This window comes from Methanococcoides vulcani (assembly GCF_900111645.1).
Lineage (GTDB): Archaea > Halobacteriota > Methanosarcinia > Methanosarcinales > Methanosarcinaceae > Methanococcoides > Methanococcoides vulcani.
This window is the reverse complement of sequence record NZ_FOHQ01000006.1, coordinates 123,712-142,587: the sequence shown is the minus strand read 5'-3', so window position 1 is coordinate 142,587 and position 18,876 is coordinate 123,712. Positions and strand designations below refer to the sequence as shown.

Below are 18,876 nucleotides of genomic sequence, written 5' to 3'. Positions count from 1 at the left end.
AGAGACCGTTGGAGAGCCTCTTCAGCCTGTGATTATCCTTTTAAATTTATTTTTCTTATTATTTACCGCGTGTCAAATCGTAGATTTGTCCGCGCAGGCGGATTGGGCCTGGGGTTTTTAAGGGTTCGGGTGCAAAAATTATTTAATGATTTGGATAAAATTGACACTTACTCTGTTTCTAAAAGATCCCATAGAAACAGGATTTTTTGTGGTCGATACTATTGCCGACTGTATTTTTGTTTGTCAAGCTTTACCGACGTGGTATGTTTTTCCTCAAAATAAAACATCGAAAAGAGTGCTAACTCAACAAATGAAAAGTAAAATAAAAAAGCAGTAGGTTGACTTAGGCCTTAAAAGGAGATTATGATTTATTTTTTAGCTCTGTTATTTTTGCTTGCAACGAAGCCATTATTTCAGGATTCTCCAGCATATCGGAAATTGTTTTCCTTATCGAAATATCCAATTCTTGTGCTTCCTTCATTCTGTTGATCTCTTCTTGTAACTCTTTGACTTCCGATCTTTCAACAATATGTCGTGCGGTTTCGGCTCTCAGCACATCGTTTTCTTTTAGTATCTGCTTGTACTCGGTACTTTCGGAGATATCCATTTCCTTCTGAATTGTTAGGTAGGGGATATACTTTTGATAGAGATCTCTCATCTGTACTGCATCACTGCGGAAGTAAGCTGCTTGTGTCTCATTTAAGGTATGCCCCATCCAAAATTCAACTTTGAACGAATCGCAACCAGCATTTAAAAGGTGAGAATTAAACATCTTCCTGATATTATGTGACCGTATTTTATTCCAATCGCCAGCTTTTGACGCTTTCCCTGCTCGGTCTGATACCCTGCGGTATAGGTGCGCAAAAGTGGTGCTATCCAATTTTCTTAAATCTTCATCATGCGTGTTTAAAAAATCGTCAGGGATGGCCTTCTTGATAAACAAGTATCCGTTATCATCAATAGTTTGTTGTTTTTTAAACTGATTGATTCTATACTCATATTTGGATTCAACTGGTCTGTTACGGAAATTGATATAATCCAAAACTGCTTTGCTTGCTTCTGGAGTAAGGAATGTGATAAAATCAAATCCGACTTTCTCCCTTCTTAAATCAAGGGTTGTGATTTCTGTTTCTGGATCATAGCCTTTAAGGAATGCTTCGAGTTTTAGGTTTATGATTTCGTTGGCACTCAGACCAGAAGCAGCACCTACTAAAATGATAGCCCTTTCTCTTAACTCGCATACTTTCAGTACTTCCCTTATTTCATCCTTTGTAGGTATATCCATGTGCTTCTTTAATGGTCTTGGTTTGCTGGCATTCCTGGGAAGATGAGGTAAATCAATATCATAGAAACGATAGAAGGATTTTACCCCTGTAAGATACCCCTTAATTGTCAATGGTGCTAATCCTTTATCTTTAAGGGTTTTCTTGAATCCTATTAGTTGCCTTTTAACTACCCTTTCACGCATTAATTTACCTTGTTTGATTTCCTGCTCAGCTTCTTCTATGAGCTGCAACGGTGTCTTTTCGGTATATTCGGTGTATTGGTACATCCCCCTCAGGTAGTTGGCAATCGTGTTCTTTTTTTCCAGTGCATCAACCCAATCACAAATTAGGACATCATCTTCCAGTTCTTTAACAAGCATATGAAAACCTCTGAATAGTTAGGTGTATGTTATAACTAATATCATATAATATCACCTGATGATTGTCATCAAGTGATACAACGAACGAATCTTATATATTCATTACTTTAACTACGAACAAATTCGTAGTCTTCTGCATGCGTTTTTGAAAAAAAAGGAAGGCAGAATTAGTTCACTCTGTCCTTTCCCTGTTCGCTGCCCTGATCTCCCTTATTCTTCTTACTGCTATCTCTGTAAGGAAGAGCAGTAATGCTGCGATAAGGAAGTATAATTTCCTGCTGACCGGCTGCTGAACACTTTTGAGCGAGTTAGCCTTGGCATCTGTAAGCAGAAGTGCCAGCGCTTCGTTCTCACTGTAGGTCTTACCACCGTTTGCCTTGATGAGCACAGGCAGGTCCTCGTTCAGGCCGACATCACGATATTCGATGGCGTAGTTCACCGCTATCGGATAACCTGAAACATCGTGCATTCCTATGTTCTTTGGCTCTATCGTGGTCTCATAGGTATTCTTCCCTGTGACCGCAAGCTCAAGTGTCTCTCCCTTGTACTTCAGTTTCGGGACACCTTCATCGTAGCGTGTGATGTAGAGTGTTGAAGGGCTTCCGTACCATGTGTCATCTCCTTCGACCACGGTTCCTTCTTCGACCTGTGGATTGCCTATCGCCCAGTTCATGGTTGAGGATATCAACCTTGAATTGTTGCCGGAGTACATCTGTGAACTCCAGGTTGCCTGTCCGCCTTTACCGTTATCCGTGGTAATGGCTGCCACCCTTCCAAGTCCGTATCTCCATGTGGTGATGAGCGGCTTGCCTGTGGCTGTCACAACGATCCTGTCGGCACCTGCTTTTGGTGTGACGTCATTGTAGCCGGTGACATTGCCTTCAACTTCCAGATTTCGGGTGATGAAGTGGTTCGGGTTGTATTCAATAAGCGGGAATGATGTCATCACTGGTTCATCGTCCTCGGTCTCGTCAGGGATGTCAAGGTCTTCGAACTCAAGGTTTGCACGTTCGCCTTTCTCGACAGGGAAATATATTCCACCCACGCTTTCCATGAGGTTCTCTGCATAGATATTGCCGAATTGGTCCCTCTGGGATGGTGCACTTGACCTTACGTGGACATAATAAAATTGGATCTCACCATTGTGGATCTCGTCTGCCACCACAAGACTGTCTTCATAGGACTGCTCTATACCACCATCAGAGATGATGATGATATCCAGTTCTCCTGCCTCGTTCTCAAGCCACTCTTGTGCAATGAGAAGTCCTTGGTCCAGGGATGTTTCACTGGTAGATCCCGGTGTCAATGCTGAGATGTCCTCTTCGAGTTTAAGAACATTGGCCTGGTTTCCAAGGTAGACCAGTCCTCCTGAAACATCGATACCTTCACTTCCAAAGGCGATGATACCTGCATAGGCATCTCTCAGATTCTCATCCTCAAGTATGAATATAGCATTTCCGAGGATGTCGGAAAGTGACTCATGATGGAAGGTACTCTGTGAGACATCAAGGACAAGAACGATGCTTCTGCCACCTTTCCAGTCTGTTGGCTTTGACAGGACCGGCAGCAGATCTTCAAATGATGAGTTCAGGTAATTTCCCTGGTCAAATGAGGTCTCTCCTCCCACAACAACAAGACCATTTCCGTCAGCTACAAACTCCTTGAGGACCTCAATATCACTTTCTGAAAGTGTCCTTATGTTGCGGTTATCGAGGACTATTGTCTTCTTATCATCAATGTTTGTGAGCTCGTTCGTGTTGGACACATCATACAGGTTGTACAGTACATTACCAAGAGGTGCGGAAGTATCGCTGGTCATTAGTTTGATCTTCGGTTTAGGAACAACATAGATAGCTTTGTAGAACTCGTTATTAATGCCATCCTTGTCGGATGTTAGGGGTGTAAGAGTAACGCTCAACTCCTGTGCACCAAGTTTCTTGAACGTGTAAGGTACACGTATGGTCCTTGTGCGTGTCTGTTGTGTGAAAGTACCACTCCTGACAAGTATGTCCCCGGCGTAGACCTCGAAGCTATATCTTATCTCTTCATTCCCTGCCTGAGAGACAAGCACATCGAACTGGTTCTCGTTTCCGATCACCACTGTCTTATCGCCCAGTATCTGCACGCTTATGTCGTTATTCTCAAGTTCCGGTTCCACTGAATAAACAGTGGTCCCGACTTCCTCGGCAAACTGGAGAGCTTCTTCAAGGTCCTTTCCAAAGTTGTTGTTACCATCAGTTACCAGTACGATCTGGTTATCTCCGCTGGAATACTGCTCCACTGCATCCCCAAGAGAACTGCTATCTCCTGAAAGCCTGACGAGGGTCGTCGGCGTGTTTGCGGTCAGGGATTCATAGACCTTGTCGCCTACACCTTCCTTGAACAGTTCCATACTGTTGGTCTCATCCGAGATGATCACTATCTGGGGTGTATCGTCACTTGTGACCTCGCTGACAATTGAAAATGGGGATGCCAGCGCCACTACAAGCAATGAAAGCACTATGATGCGTGAAAGTATCAATGTCCTTTTTGCACCCTTTTTGATGAGATACAAACCACCGGCAATTATCGGCAGGATAAGTAGCAGTACCAGTGGTTCTTCAAAAGTAAACATTATAGCTCACCCCGGCTTCTGATAATAAGTATCTCAATTATTACCAGCAGCATGGCAATAATGATGAGATAGATGTCAATGTAATTCTTGGATGTGTAGGTATTTTCCCTAACGATCTGGGAACCTTCCTGTGATGTGGCACGGTCCATAACACCGGATGAATCGATGGTGGTGTCGGATTCCATGTCGTCATAGAGGTTGACAGCGATGTCCTTTCCCGCAACCTCGTAGATCCCTACCTCATCATAGAGCAACCTGCTTGTTGTAACGGTTCCGGTCGGTGTGGAAACATCCTGCTCTTTTGAAAGTGCGGATATGGCACCTGTCTGGATGTTGTAGTCACCGATATCGCCTGCACCACCAAGCCATGCGATAAGCTTTGCCCAGAGGACAGGATACTCCGGCAGGTTATGGAAATTGTTCCATGCATCTTCCCCGAGTTCATCGCTCAGGCCCAGGTACATCACTGTTCCGTCACCGACACTCCAGTATGCAAGCATTGGTATTCCTGAATCGGTATTCACAAGTGAGACCGCATCTGACCGAATGGTAGCATTCAGGTAAGTGTAAACTGCGATATCCTCGAATCTCACATCTTCTGTCAGCCTGGTTTCCTGTACAACCTTAAGCGTTTCCCCATTGTTGCTTTGCATTGTAGCAATTGGTTTCACCGGGAGTATTTTTAGCAGGTCAAAGTTCGCAACTGCCGGGTCAAGTGTGGAAGATGCAATGAACAGTGCTTCTCCGCCGTTGTTTATGAAAGTATCAAGAAGTGTGACCTCTTCGGTGGTCAGTGCTCTTTGTTGTGTGTCTATCACGACAACCTTGTAGTCACTAAGGTCTGCCGGGACATTGTTCGACTGGGTTGCCTTTATGTTCGGTAGCAATGAAAGTGCAACTGATGCCGGTGAGTTCTTGACATCGGTCACAAGGAGCAGTTCGTTATGAACGTCCGAAGGGATCGATATGTAAGCTGTATTATCAGTTATGAGGCTGTCATCTTTTGTTATCCAGAGTGTTGTGACACCGGGTCCAACGTTGGTCAGCTTGAACTGGTTGGTCGAGAATGGCTTTACCTCAAGTATAACGCTCTTCTTTGTCTCGCTTCCGGATGTATCGATCTCAAGGTTGACGTTCTGTGTGGTTTCCTTGTAGTTCTTGACGACACAGTTGTATGTGTAGCCGTTCTCTTCAGCCACGAGCCAGCCCTGTATTATGCCAACATTGTCCGCAGGGGCTCCTACCCTGACGAAACTGACCTTCATGCCATAGGATTCCGCAAGCCTCTTTGCAGAGACCGGATCCTCGCCTTCCCAGTTGGTGAAATCTGATATTACGATTATCCTGCCGCCTTCGTTAGAAAGCATTCTCATGGCATTCGTTATGGAACTGGACAGGTCTGCCACAGTGCCCTTTCCCGATAATCCGTCCAGCGTGTCCTTTGTAGCCGAAGAACCTCCGGCTTCAAGAACTGTGACAGGGATGTTCTGTGCAAGGATGATGCTGTTCTTTTTGCTGACATAGGTCTTTGCAATCTCAGTAGCACTGTCAAACCTTCCGTCAGTGTTCATGCTTGCAGAAGCATCGATGACAAAGATAGTATGCTCTCCGCTCAGGCTTTCCTCGGATGTGTAAAATGGGGCTGCCACTGCAACTGATAGTAGTATCAGCACCAGTAATTGTGCAAGGAAGATAGGATCCCTTATCAGTCTTCTCAGGGAAGCGAATCGTTTTTTCTTCTGTTCTGCCCGCATCAGGAACATCAGGGACGGAATCTTCAGCTGAAGTGGCTTGGGTCGTAACAGGTACAATATGATAAGCGGGATCACACTTGCAAGGGCTGCAAGTCCGAGCGTGTTCTCAAAAGGCATTAAAGGCGCCTCCCGCTAATTGTATGGAAGAACGCATCAAAGATGGGTGTATCAGTTGTGAACGTAAAGAAATCGGCACCAACATGGTCGCAGATATTTTTGATTCCATCGATGTGTGCCTGTAGTTCTTCCTGGTATTTGTCCTTGAAATTGTTGCTGAGGTATGTCTTCAATTCATCATCTGTCTCAAGGTCCAGGAGCTTTACATGTCCGTGCATGGACAGATCGCTCTCTGAAGTGTCCAGCACCTGTATAAGCATAAGGTCATGATGAGATAACCGGTAAATGGCTGATTCAATGGAACTTAAGTCTTCCATGAAATCTGAAATAATGACGACAAGTGACCGTGAATGTATAACACGCTCGTACTGCTCAACACAGTTGTTCAATGCGGTCTTACCTTCAAGATCTACTTCTGCCAGCCGGTCGATGTCCCTGAGAAGGTAGCGTCTGCCTCTGTGTGTCTGGGAGATCGCTATATCCTCCGAATATGTGGAGATGCCGAACTTGTCGTTGTCCTTGGTGACAAGGTATGCAAAACCGGCGGCAAGCATGGCTCCATACTCGTATTTTGTAACATCGCCCGTCGAATAGTCCATACTGTTGCTGGAATCGAGCAATATGTGGGTAGTTACCGATTTGTCCTCTTCGAACTCTCTCACATAGAGCTTCTCAGACCTTGCATATACGTTCCAGTCGATGGATTTCAGGTCATCTCCCGGGTGGTATTCAACATATCCGAGGGTATCAAGACCGCGGCCGCTATGGGTTGAACGCCTGCTTCCGGCATAAGCACTGGAGACCCGCTTCCTTACCATGAAAGTAAAGCGGTCCAGCTGGCGGAAGAAATCCACATCGATCCTGTGTTTCCTGTCACTCATGGTTCAATATCAGTTTTCGTTATTTATAGGCTGCACTTGCTGCACTGATCAGGAACTCATTTGACCTTTCCAAGTATTTCCTTGATGACCTGGTCCGGTGTGATACCACGCCTTTCAGACTCGAACGTCAGGATGATCCTGTGCCTTAAGATCGGATATGCCATGGCCTCGATATCCTCGTTGCTGACGAAGTTCCTGCTGTTTACCAATGCACGTGCTTTTGCTGCAAGTATCAGGCCGATGGATGCTCTCGGAGATGCACCATATTCGATGAAATCGGTCCATTTACGGGTTGCCATTACTATTTTGATAGCTCTGTCCTTTATGTCGTCAGCAATTGGCATATCCCTTGTAAGACGCTGTAACTGTAGCACCATTCTCTTGTCAAGCACCTTTTTGACCTGTGGTTCATCATACTGCGTGTAGCGTCTAACGATCTCTTTTTCTTCATCGAAGGACGGATAGTCCAGCAGGATCTTCAGAAGGAACCTGTCAAGCTGTGCTTCAGGAAGCGGGAAAGTACCTTCCATCTCAATAGGGTTCTGGGTTGCAAGCAAGAAGAAGGGCTTGTCAAGCAGGAACGTATCATTTCCAACGGTGACCTGCTTTTCCTGCATAGCCTCAAGCAATGCTGACTGGGTCTTTGGGGAAGCACGGTTTATCTCATCTGCAAGGACAATGTTCGCGAAGACCGGTCCGGGCTCGAACTTGAATTCCTTGCTTCCGCCTTTCTCCTCTATAATATGTGTACCTGTTATATCTGCAGGCATAAGGTCCGGAGTACATTGTATCCTGCTGAAATCAAGGTCCATTGTCTTGGCTGTAGTAGATACTGTCAGTGTTTTTCCAAGTCCGGGATTACTCTCCATAAGTGCATGGCCGTTGCACAGAATCGCAATGACGATATGTTCAACTGTCTCATTCTGTCCGACTATGACCTTTGATATCTCATTGAAAAGTGCTGCAAAGGCATCTCCAGCACCTCTGTAGACCCGTTCAAGTTCACCGGATCCGGCGTCATTGGAATTCATTTAATGTTCTCCTTGTATTGCAATTGATCGAATATGTTAATGTGATATTTTTAGTTCTTAGCCATCTCCTCGAAGTATTCCTTTATGATGCTCTCATACCCTTCGGGGAGTTGCTCATAATAGGCCGGGGATGACATAAGTCCAACCTCATAGGCGGACGAGCTCACAAATTCAGGTGGTAGCTCCTCACCTTCTTCACCTGCTGTAAAACCGGTTCCTGCTCCCGGCGGGAGTGACAGGTCGACCTCTTCTCCTTCAACCACTATTACAGCCGGCTCACCCATAAGATCTTCATCACCGCCGTTCCCGTCTCCATCATCTTCCAGTACAAATATCTCATCAGGGGACGTTGCATTCTCTTTATCAGGTACGATCTCTCCGATCAGATCAGCAAGGTCATCGGGGTCAACGTCTGACTGGTAGTCAGTCACTATAACAAAACTGAAGATAGTAAGGGAGACAACAAGAAGTACCATGCTTGCCTTGAACCTCTTCTTTTCGAGAAGTTCGGAAGAGTTGACCTTTGAAGCGATCTCGAGGACATTGCCCATGAGCTCGTCAACAATGATGTTATGGATATTCTTGTTATCGTTCGCGGTTCGTAACCTCTCGTTCAGTGGAGGGAACTTTTCTTCGATAAGTGGTACTATCTGTATCTTCCTGTCCCGGAAGTGTATGGCAAAGGTAAGCAGGACTGCAATGAAGATGGATATTAATGCAAGGAACAAGCTTCCGGCTGAGATGGCATCTGCGGAACCATATGTTGAATCTGCATAGAGCTCAAAGGTCCTGAAATTGAAAAGCAGCTGGTCGATCTTTAGTATCTTCAGCAGAGTGAATAATATTAATGTGATAATAGAAAAGTCCAGTATCTTATAGATACGCTTGTATTTATTAGCAGCAGACTCCTGTTTTTTAATAAATGCATCAATATCCATAAGTACAGATCCCTTAATGATAAATTTCTAAGATTACTACGACCACTATTCATCCCTTTATATAAAAATGTATTTTTAGCTCTCCAGCCGGTAGCCACTGTAAGAGCCAAGAACCTTCAGCATGGACACTTTAGATTCAATATGATATAGAGCATCTCTTATATCTGCATCGGATGTGCTGCCTTCCAGATCGATATAGAACAGATAGTCACCGAGCGAACGCTTGGATGGTCTTGACTCAATCCTTGTAAGATTTATGTTTCTCTTTGCAAATTCGCCGAGGATCTCATAAAGGGAGCCAGCCCTGTCATTCCCGATATAGGCTATTATGGATGTCTTGCGGACATAAGCATCATTGGTGTTGCTTTCATCTACTTCCCTGTCAGTTCTCTGGATAGCAATAAAGCGGGTATGGTTCTGTTCCCGATCCTGGATATTTGGCATCAGTACATTAAGACCGTAGGCTTCTGCTGATTCCTTTGATGCAATGGCTGCCATTTCCTCGAACTCGTTGGCAAGTTTGGCAGCATGTGATGTGCTTCCCGTTGTGCGTATCTCTACATCCTTAAAATGTGTTCTTATGAACTGCCTGCACTGTGCAAGTGCCTGTGGATGTGAAAGTATGATCCGGATATCGGAGATCTTGCCTTTGGATAGCAGGCAGTGCTTGATCGGTACAACGACCTCTCCTATGATAGTAACATCAGTTTCAAGCAAAAGGTCAAGCGTTATGCCCACTGATCCTTCAATGGAATTTTCAATGGGGACGATCCCGATGTCAGTTCTTCCTTCGATGACCGCGGAAAACGTGTCGGTAATATCATCATAATATAACAGGGATGCTTTTCCGGTGATTCCCTGTTTTTCCATCCAGCCTTTTGCAGCTTTATCTGAGTAGGACCCTGCAGGTCCAAGTACGCCAACGATCATCGGTTAGAATGGGGCTGCTTTATAAAAATAGTTTGTGTTACCAACATGTCATTTTTTAATTAGCCTGAAGATAATCCCCAGTCCAGCCAGGTTTATCAGTACTATAAGAACAGATCCGATCGTACGGCGTGTACCTTTTTGATCTGCATCTCCGGATCCTTTCGAAACATCCGGTGTTGAATCAAACCTTATCACATGGTCAGCATCTGAAAACACTGTTCTTTCCAGGATCCTGTCTGGTTCTTCTGCTGTTTTCACCCTGATATTATACTGGCTGTTCTGTTCAAGTCCATAGAAAACATATGAATCATCTCCCATTGCATCTGCGATCATTTCATTGCCCTTGTATATTGTGACAGTACCGGTTTCAGGCAGTATCACCTTAAAATTGACATAACCCTTTGAAGCAAGAGACCTGCCGTTTGTAAAACGCATCTCATCGGGCAGGTCGAGCACGCTAAGTATGGTAGGTGCAATGTCCTGCTGCCCGAACTCTCCTTCAAGGAGCTCATTGTTCAGGTTCTTTGATGTGACAATAAAAGGTATCCTGAGGACTTCAGGTTGGCTGGCATACTGATCCGATTTACTCCCCCCTCTTCCGTCTGCAGACTGGAATGTCATTCCGTGGTCCGATGTAAGTATCAATGCAAGGTCATTCTCTTTTGTTCGTTCGTACAGGTCACCTATCATTATGTCAAGGTCTTCGATGGTATCCGCATAACCTTCACTCCTGCGATAGAGTCCTGCTGTATCCACTGCACCGACGTTGACAGTGAGGATGAACTTCTGTTCAGGATAACTTTCGTGCATAAGGTCGAGAACCTCAATTGTGGTGTCCATGGCCCAGCAGTTATAAGCGTAATAGCGTTCAATGCTACCTTCGGGATGCTGTTCAACATAAACAGGTGCTGATTCTGCATTTATTTCCAAGATCTCCGTTATGGATGTTTGCAGAGATTCATACTGACTCTCATATTGGGAATTTACAATGACTTCCATCTGTGGGTCATTGATGGATGTCGTGAGGTCGTGTACGACCACGTCCTGTTCTGCAAGTATTTCCGGTATATCTCCTTTTTCAAGGATTGCAAGGGTGAAGTAGCCGTTCTTGTGTGCAATGTCATAGATCGTTGCATCGGTGTAAGCAACCATTGCAGGAGTTGCTCCGGAATTACCTGTTACGATCACCGAATGTCCGTTCTCACCTTCTGTTGAAGGGGTTAGTACATTAAGCACTCGCAGGCCTTGGTCTGATAACATGGATATATTTCTGACAACTGGCTTTTCAATGATCGCTCCGTCGAGTGCATAAGGGGTGATTTCAGGATAGATATAGGATGAACCAAGTCCATCGATAATTAAAATAACTGCTCCGTCTGGTGTACTGATGGGATTGACATCTATCTGGGTAAGTGCCCCTGCAGGGGGCGCAGTAAAGGAAACTATAAAGCAAATAACTAAAAAAACCCGTTTGACTATGCAAATATTATTTGATTCAGGTCCGTTTTTCATCCTGTGGACAATATTTGTTCAGAATAAAATAAGTACTGTTTTTTTATTTCTCATTTGATTTTTTTATTTTTCTTGTTATTTGCTACTTCTATCTGCTAATAATACTTGCTTTTCTAATAAATAGTATATATATTCATTTATTATTAATTATATACTTTTTAGTTACAAATCGTAAAAAAATTATTAATAGTACCTATTGAATTGCTTTTTTTGTCTAGTACAATAAAATAAATAAAAAGTATACTTTAATATAGCGATTTATTTATATATTATTTTATTAACTCTGATTTCTAACAATAATATATAAGAATATCTGTTCGAAAAATGATAGTTTTCTTTATATTTTTCATATCTAAAAAATAATCAATATCAATAGACTTTATATTTTTGAATATAAAATTAATATTAATGTTGCATTTGGTAGAAACTTTTATATATTAAAATTTGTAAAAACAAAAGTTTATATATAATTATTTCTGATTTGGATTTGGGTAAATCAACCCAATTCGTGAGCTTGAAAATTAATATGTATTGTATTTGGCCTGACCAGATCTTAAGCTATAATGGAGTGATATAAATGACCGATTTAAACCCAAAAGAAAGATTATTGAAAGCATTAAACAATGAACCAGTTGACAAAACTCCTGTACTGTCCGTTACACAGACAGGTATTGAAGATCTCATGGATCAGACCGGTGCTGCATGGCCGGAAGCCCACTCTGATCCTGAAAAAATGGCAGCGCTTGCGATCGCATCACATGAGATCTGTGGTCTGGAAGGTGTGAGGTACCCATACTGCCTTACCGTCCTTGCAGAAGCAATGGGCTGTGAAGTCAACATGGGTACAAAGGACAGGCAGCCATCTGTCACTGACCACCCATATCCAAAAGGTGTTGACAACCTTGAGATGCCTGCAGATCTGTTGAATAATGGAAGAATTCCTGCTGTCCTCGAGGCATCAAAGATCATAAGGGAAAAGGTAGGAGATGATATCCCACTGATAGCAGGCATGGAAGGTCCTATAACCCTTGCATCCGATCTTGTAAGTGTTAAGAAGTTCATGAAATGGTCAATTAAAAAACCAGATGACTTTGAGACCATCCTTGACTTTGCAACAGATGCGTGCATCGAATACGCAAATGCATTAGCAGATGCAGGTGCAGACGTTATCTGTGTACCTGACCCTGTAGCATCCCCGGACCTGATGAACCCTTCCACATTTGATGCAATGCTCAAGCCAAGGCTTGCAAGATTTGCAGAAGCGGTCAAATGCCCAATGGTATTACACGTCTGTGGTAATGTCACCCCTATCCTCGACATGATGGCAGACTGCAAGTTCGAAGGACTCAGCATTGAAGAGAAGGTAGAGGACCTTAAAGGTGCTATCGCAACAGCAGGTGACAGGGCAGTTATCGTAGGTAACGTCTCCAGTCCTTTCACATTGCTTGCAGGTGATGTGGCAAAGGTTAAGGAAGACTCTAAGAAGGCTCTGGAAGACGGTGTTGCAGTATTAGCCCCTGGCTGTGGTATTGCACCAAAGACACCTACAGAGAACGTCAAAGCTCTTGTTGAAGCAAGAGATGAGTTCTTTGCTTGAACAAATTGCATAAGCTAAAGGTCCTGATTTTCAGGACTTTTAACTTATTTTTAATATTTGTAAGTTTCAACTTCAATTTCACATCATACGATCAAGGTTGATCGATTAGGGAGTCAGGATCATGCGAACGGGAATTGCAATAGACCTTGGAACAAGTGGTTTCAGGGCTCAGAAAGTAGATCTGGATAGTGGTGAGATAAAGAGGACTGTTATCACGATGAGAAATCCTCTTCCAGGTGCAAATGTTATGGACCATCTGGATTTTGCGATGACCTATGGTCAGGACAAAGCACATGGACTTGTTATCAATGCTTTCAGGCATATTGTTGATGAACTTGAACCTGAGAACGGTAAATTAGAAAGGATAGCTATTTGTGGAAACCCCATTCAACTGTCACTTTTCCAGGGTATTCCTATCGATGATCTTGCATATGCAGGCGAAAGAAAAAAACAATTAATGAACATCCAGGAGCAAGAGCGTGATGCTGCTATCGTTGACAGTACACAGGTTAAAGGACTCGAAGACCTTGATTGTAAGATCGTTATTCCCCCTGCGATCAAACATGAGGTAGGTGCCGATGCCCTTGCACTGATCGTAAAATCGGGCATGCTGGATTCCGATGATATCTCGATAGCAACAGATTATGGGACCAATGCAGAAATGGCCCTTAAGGTAGGGAATGTTATCTATACAGGCTCGGCAGCTGCTGGTCCTGCACTTGAGGGACAGGAGATCGGGGATGGCAGTATTGCACGTCCGTTCGTTATCTCTGATATTGAGTTCAATAATGGGAACTTCCGAAACTTTGTCCTTGACGAGGAGATGAACACTGTACCGGGTTCTCTTGTAAACTACAAGAACGGTGATGTGGTTGAAGGAGGGTCCATACAGGCATCCGGAATAACAGGAACCGGAGTCATAGCACTCATAGATGAAGCTATGGACAACGGGATCATCCAGCTACCAAATATCAACACAAGCGATAAAATGCTTTACCTTCAGGATAATGTGAAATTCACGGAGAAGGACCTTGCAGAGGCAGGAAGAGCTATTGGTGCCATACGTGCAGGCCATGTGACGCTCTGTAATGCTGCAGGCATATCTATGGAAGATGTGCAGATCGCTTATATGGCCGGCGCAGCGGGCACATATATGGATGCATTGAAAGCACACCGTATCGGTATGATCCCCTATAATGTCTCAAATGTCTGCCAGATAGGAAATACTTCCCTGATAGTTGCAAAGGAGATCCTGCTTTCAGAAGACAGGTTATGGGAACTCCAAAAAATAGCCAGGGAGATCGTTGGCACTCATGTAATGTTCGCAACAGATGAAGCTTTTAAAGAAACTTATATCCTGGAACTTTCCTACTGGAACGAAGGAATGCCATTTAAAGCCCTGAAGAAGTTCCTCAAGAAAAAGGGTCTTCCCACACTTGATGTGGTAAAAGAGATCCCTGAGGTCGAAAAACGTGTGGTGAAGGATATTCCTGACCTTGGGGATGAGGGCTTGCGTGTTCTTGAACAGGTTGGTACCTACCTTACAATGGAAGTTGAAGGTTGCATCGATTGCCATCAATGTATGGATGTATGCCCAAATGATGCTCTAATAGAGGAAAACCGTAATATCAGCATACGTACGGATCTCTGTGATGGGGCACATTGCCAGAAGTGCATTCATGCATGTCCTGAGGATGTGCTTGACTGGAATAATCTCAAAGTAGTGTGATAAGCCCTGGTAAAACTAATTGATCTGGATATTAGCTCACACCTAAAAGGTACTCTGTACTGGATTTTGATCTAAAAGTAAAGGATTGGATCGAAGGAAGCTACTATAGATCATTAGATGTGAGCAATTTCAATTATTCGTTAATTTAAGATAATCCTTTCGTTTAAGCGGAATATCTTTATAAAAATATGGTAGACATGCATATTGGAGGGATCTTTGCTATTGTTATGCCGGATATTTGGTAAAATCAAAACCAATAAATAAGTTTGTCTTCACATTAGCAACTAAAAAAACGTGCAAAACGGGAGATGTATATTATATACAGTTCCAGAGTACACACAGGCTTAAAACCTGCTGAAAAGGAGTCAATTGGATCAATGTTGGGCAACATGCCCGAATTCGATAGCGAAGGCTCTGTCTTTTTCTCATGGGATCTTGAAAATGACTGGAAGATCCTGGATGTTTCTGACAATGTATCACTTTTTGGATATGCTGTTGAAGAATGTATAGACGAAAATTTCTCATATTCTGATCTTGTCCACCCTCATGACCTGGATCGCATAATTTCTGAGATAGAAAGCCATCGAAAAATGGGTGGGAGTTCATTTTTTGTCCAGAATTACAGGATATTGGCAAAGGATGGTTCTGTAGTTAATGTGAGGGTCCTTAATAATCTCACTGTTAGTGCCGATGGATCCGTTGAATCGGCCTATGGTTTCATGATAGGGATGGTTGACTTATCCTGTCCTGATCATTCAAGTCACGCAAATTATTATATCGAATCTATTGTCGCTTCACTAAAAGAGGCTCTCTGGATACTGGATCACGATCTTAATGTGATCTATGCGAACGATTCTTTCTATGATCTGTTTAAAATTGAACCTGAGGACATAATTGGTGAGAATGCAGATAAGTTTGTTCAGTTTAAGCTGAAGTCTCCTGAACTCTTTAGCAAGTTAAAAGATGTCTGTTCAGAAGGCATTGCTCTTAAGGACCTGGAGTTCACGTATGCTTTTAGCAACGTTGGTACACGTTCTATCTCATTGAATGCAAGTCGTATCTCTTCGTTCCCGGATGGTGGCTGTCTGGTGCTTGTAGCATTTGAAGACATTACTGAACTGAAAAAAGCAGAAGAGTTGATATCATCTGAAGATAAATATTCTTCCCTCATTGAAAAAGGGACAGAGGGCATCATTGTTGTTCAGGATGATGTTGTTAAGTATGCTAACACGAAGTTCTGTGAACTGAGGGGACTGCCAAAAGAAGATATCATAGGTTCAGATCTCTTTTCCCATCTTCCTACTGAATATCATCGTATGATCTCGATAAAGATCAAAAAATGGATCTCCAGCAAGAAGAATGATCCAAAAAGTTATGAGGTCAACATCTTTTCAAAGGATAAGGAAAACATACCTGTGGAAATAACTGCGTCCCGTGGTGACTATGGTGGGGAACCCGGAGTTATCATAATTATTAATGATATCCGTGAGAAAAGGAAGGTAAAAGAAGCCCTTGTCGATACTGAGAAAAACTTCCGACTCATCTTTGAGAAATCCCCTATGGGAATTGTCCGCTTTGATCAGGAAGGTATCATCACTAACTCCAACGAAGTATTCGATGAATTGTTCGAGCATCTTCATGAGAATGTGATCGGGCATAGTCTATTTGATTTCCTGCAGGACGGTGAGATAAGGGAAGGTCTCAATGATATCCTTAAAGGAAAATCCAATAATTTTGAAGCTGAGACCCAACTTACAAGGGACAACGGTTTGCTGGTGCTCCGTTTGAATCTAAGTTCATTGATCGTAGATGGTTTCCCTCAGGGCGGCATGGCCATCTTTGACGATATAACACTGCATAAGATGGGCGAAGAGTCCCTTCAGCAGAATGAGACCCGTTTGAAAACACTTCTTAAACTTAGCCAGATGGCGGATGATGATGTATCCAGTATTACCAGATTTGCTCTTCGATCGGCTCTGAATCTTACACAGAGCACTAACGGCTATCTTGTCAGGGTAGGAGATGATGGACTGCCTGATCTGTGTTTGTGCCTTTTCAAAGATGAAAAAGGTCAGTATATATTTACTGAAGATATTAATGATTGTTCTTTTGATGTGAAAAGGACTGTTAAAGAACGCATTTCAACAGGTAAGCCTATATTTTCTAACATTCTGGAAGATCACAACCATAACCCTGATGTATCAAAAAAAGCGGTCAGGCGCATAGAGATCCCACTGTATGATGGTGGTTCCATTAAATTTGTGCTAGGTGTCGGTAACAAGGATACGGCATACAATTACCTTGACACGCATAATCTTAAGCTACTTCTGCAGTCTATGTGGAAACTGATCATTTACAGGGAAGCGAATGAAGCACTAAAGGCCTCTAAGGAAAAGTATTCAACTCTCGTTGAAAAAGGAAATGATGGTATCGTCATCATTCTGGATGACATGCTCCAGTTCGCAAATTCAATGTTTTGTGAGATCGTGGGGATCTCTCCTGATAAAGTGCAGGGCACAAAATTTTTCAGATATCTTGCACCCGAATACAGAAGAATGATGGAGAAGTTATTTTCAAAGATACTTGAAAAGAAAAAGAGTGTCAGTCGTAAATCTGAAGTTCTTCTCCTGGACAAGAGTGGAAGATCCGTTCCGGTTGAAATAACCACCTCGCGCATTGAACACAATGGAAAACCTTCGGTCATGGCCATCATCCATGATATTACCGAACAGAAAGAAAAAGAGCAGGAATTACTGGAATCCCTGGAGGTTCAGAAGGTTCTGCAGGCTGTAATAAAGACCAGTCCGGCCGTTGTTTTCTTCTGGGGTTCCCAATCTGATTGGCCTGTGGAGTTCGTTTCTGAAAATATCGAAAAGTTTGGTTATTCGCCGGAAGAATTCCTTTCCGGAAAGCTGAATTATAGTGACATTATCCATCCATCTGATTCTGAGAGGGTGCATGCATATTTTGCCAGGAAGAATTCTGAAGGTGCATCAGAATATCGCATCGAGTATCGTATAATAACAAAATCCGGGGATGTGCGCTGGGTGATGGAAAGATCAACCCCGCAATATGATGAGGAAGGCAACCTTGCCCACATTCAGGGTATCATTCTGGACATCACCGAGCGTAAAAGGATCAACCAGTTCCTTAATATTGAATCCGAGGTAGGGAATCTGTTCACTCCCTCAGGGGACCTTCAGGAAACCTTTGACCAGCTTTTGGAGTTCTCTTTACATATAGAGGGTCTTGATTCTGGTGCTCTTTATATTGTAGATAAGAACAGTGGTGATCTGAACCTTATATCTCATAATGGACTTTCAGAAGATTTTGTGAAGAATAATTCTCACTATGGTCCTGATTCTATACAAAGCAGGTTCTTCCTTATGGGCTATCCGCTCTATAAGCTTTATTCTGATATATTTCCCCTGACACGTCATGATAACCGTGTGGATGAGGGACTTCTTGCTACTGCAGTTGTGCCCGTAAAGTACAGGGAAGAGATCGTAGCAGTTCTTTTCCTTGCATCTCATGTTGAGTATGATATGCCTTATGATGTTCATACATCAGTGGAGACCATTGCTGCACAGATAGGTTCTATAATAGGTCGTATCGAAACCGAGGTCGATCTCCAGAAGAACCAGAACGATCTGAAATTACTTCTGGACAGCATTGAGGACCTCATATTTGTCCTTGATCAGGAGGGCTGCGTTCTCTATACAAATGAAAGTGTGACAAACAGGCTTGGTTATTCAAAAGAGGAAATAACCGGCATGAATTTCATAAAAATGCATCCTCACAATAAAGTGCTGGATGTAGCAAACTACTTTGGCGATGCTGTTTCAGGTAAAGGGACTGTGTTCACACTTCCTCTGCTAACCAGTACTGGAATGGCAATTTCCGTTGAGACGAGGTTGACAAAAGGTAGCTGGAACAAACAGGAAGCATTAATAGCTACCTGTCGTGAGGTAAACCGGACCTGATATTTAGTGTGTTAAAGCGTTGTCATTTATAATATTAAATTATCATCAATTAAATTTATATTATGACTTAACGATTATGATTTATTGATCGGGATTTGTTAATTATTATAGGGTGGACCATAGACCATTGATATTTATGGAGGAA

Annotated in this window: 11 protein-coding genes; 3 read left to right on the top strand and 8 right to left on the bottom strand. The window is 43.1% G+C overall.

Features of this window, described 5'->3' with window-relative positions; translation table 11 throughout:
• Positions 1-361: 361 nt before the first annotated feature.
• The 8 genes from BMX02_RS09455 to BMX02_RS09420 all read right to left on the bottom strand — a co-directional run bounded on the left by BMX02_RS09455 (position 362) and on the right by BMX02_RS09420 (position 11,422).
• Positions 362-1,645 carry a tyrosine-type recombinase/integrase gene (locus BMX02_RS09455; RefSeq protein WP_091690443.1) on the bottom strand — a complete coding sequence of 428 codons (1,284 nt, stop codon included), beginning with the start codon at positions 1,643-1,645 and terminating at the stop codon, positions 362-364.
• Positions 1,646-1,817: 172 nt separating this feature from the next.
• Positions 1,818-4,259: a vWA domain-containing protein gene (locus BMX02_RS09450; protein WP_091690442.1), complete on the bottom strand. Its 2,442-nt coding sequence runs from the start codon at positions 4,257-4,259 to the stop codon at positions 1,818-1,820.
• Entirely contained in the window at positions 4,259-6,130 is a 1,872-nt protein-coding gene (locus tag BMX02_RS09445) for a vWA domain-containing protein (protein WP_091690441.1), read from the bottom strand. The genes BMX02_RS09450 and BMX02_RS09445 overlap by 1 nt, the downstream gene beginning before the upstream one ends.
• Positions 6,130-7,011: a DUF58 domain-containing protein gene (locus tag BMX02_RS09440; RefSeq protein WP_091690440.1), complete on the bottom strand. Its 882-nt coding sequence runs from the start codon at positions 7,009-7,011 to the stop codon at positions 6,130-6,132. The genes BMX02_RS09445 and BMX02_RS09440 overlap by 1 nt, the downstream gene beginning before the upstream one ends.
• Before the next feature lie 56 nt (positions 7,012-7,067).
• Positions 7,068-8,042: an AAA family ATPase gene (locus BMX02_RS09435; RefSeq protein WP_091690439.1), complete on the bottom strand. Its 975-nt coding sequence runs from the start codon at positions 8,040-8,042 to the stop codon at positions 7,068-7,070.
• Positions 8,043-8,092: 50 nt separating this feature from the next.
• A complete protein-coding gene (locus tag BMX02_RS09430) occupies positions 8,093-8,980 on the bottom strand; it encodes a DUF7502 family protein (RefSeq protein ID WP_091690438.1) in 888 nt (295 codons plus the stop codon).
• Between the two features lie 75 nt (positions 8,981-9,055).
• Positions 9,056-9,910, bottom strand: a complete 855-nt coding sequence (gene pheA / locus BMX02_RS09425; protein ID WP_091690437.1) for a prephenate dehydratase — start codon at positions 9,908-9,910, stop codon at positions 9,056-9,058.
• 48 nt (positions 9,911-9,958) lie between these two features.
• The gene (locus tag BMX02_RS09420) at positions 9,959-11,422 is read right to left on the bottom strand and encodes an alkaline phosphatase family protein (protein WP_091690436.1); all 1,464 of its coding nucleotides are present in this window, start codon (positions 11,420-11,422) and stop codon (positions 9,959-9,961) included.
• 577 nt (positions 11,423-11,999) lie between these two features.
• On the opposite strand from BMX02_RS09420, the gene mtaA reads away from it, so the two are divergent.
• The 3 genes from mtaA to BMX02_RS09405 all read left to right on the top strand — a co-directional run bounded on the left by mtaA (position 12,000) and on the right by BMX02_RS09405 (position 18,731).
• Positions 12,000-13,019, top strand: a complete 1,020-nt coding sequence (gene mtaA / locus BMX02_RS09415) for a methylcobamide:CoM methyltransferase MtaA (RefSeq protein ID WP_091690435.1) — start codon at positions 12,000-12,002, stop codon at positions 13,017-13,019.
• Between the two features lie 121 nt (positions 13,020-13,140).
• Positions 13,141-14,748: a methylamine methyltransferase corrinoid protein reductive activase gene (locus BMX02_RS09410; protein ID WP_091690434.1), complete on the top strand. Its 1,608-nt coding sequence runs from the start codon at positions 13,141-13,143 to the stop codon at positions 14,746-14,748.
• A gap of 389 nt (positions 14,749-15,137) precedes the next feature.
• Positions 15,138-18,731 carry a PAS domain S-box protein gene (locus BMX02_RS09405; protein ID WP_167879331.1) on the top strand — a complete coding sequence of 1,198 codons (3,594 nt, stop codon included), beginning with the start codon at positions 15,138-15,140 and terminating at the stop codon, positions 18,729-18,731.
• Positions 18,732-18,876: the final 145 nt, after the last annotated feature.

What these genes read in the sequence shown, in the direction of transcription:
- BMX02_RS09455 (WP_091690443.1), bottom strand. Translation starts at nt 1,645, where the DNA reads ATGCTTGTTAAAGAACTGGAAGATGATGTCCTAATTTGTGATTGGGTT.
- BMX02_RS09450 (WP_091690442.1), bottom strand. Translation starts at nt 4,259, where the DNA reads ATGTTTACTTTTGAAGAACCACTGGTACTGCTACTTATCCTGCCGATA.
- BMX02_RS09445 (WP_091690441.1), bottom strand. Translation starts at nt 6,130, where the DNA reads ATGCCTTTTGAGAACACGCTCGGACTTGCAGCCCTTGCAAGTGTGATC.
- BMX02_RS09440 (WP_091690440.1), bottom strand. Translation starts at nt 7,011, where the DNA reads ATGAGTGACAGGAAACACAGGATCGATGTGGATTTCTTCCGCCAGCTG.
- BMX02_RS09435 (WP_091690439.1), bottom strand. Translation starts at nt 8,042, where the DNA reads ATGAATTCCAATGACGCCGGATCCGGTGAACTTGAACGGGTCTACAGA.
- BMX02_RS09430 (WP_091690438.1), bottom strand. Translation starts at nt 8,980, where the DNA reads ATGGATATTGATGCATTTATTAAAAAACAGGAGTCTGCTGCTAATAAA.
- pheA (WP_091690437.1), bottom strand. Translation starts at nt 9,910, where the DNA reads ATGATCGTTGGCGTACTTGGACCTGCAGGGTCCTACTCAGATAAAGCT.
- BMX02_RS09420 (WP_091690436.1), bottom strand. Translation starts at nt 11,422, where the DNA reads ATGAAAAACGGACCTGAATCAAATAATATTTGCATAGTCAAACGGGTT.
- mtaA (WP_091690435.1), top strand. Translation starts at nt 12,000, where the DNA reads ATGACCGATTTAAACCCAAAAGAAAGATTATTGAAAGCATTAAACAAT.
- BMX02_RS09410 (WP_091690434.1), top strand. Translation starts at nt 13,141, where the DNA reads ATGCGAACGGGAATTGCAATAGACCTTGGAACAAGTGGTTTCAGGGCT.
- BMX02_RS09405 (WP_167879331.1), top strand. Translation starts at nt 15,138, where the DNA reads ATGCCCGAATTCGATAGCGAAGGCTCTGTCTTTTTCTCATGGGATCTT.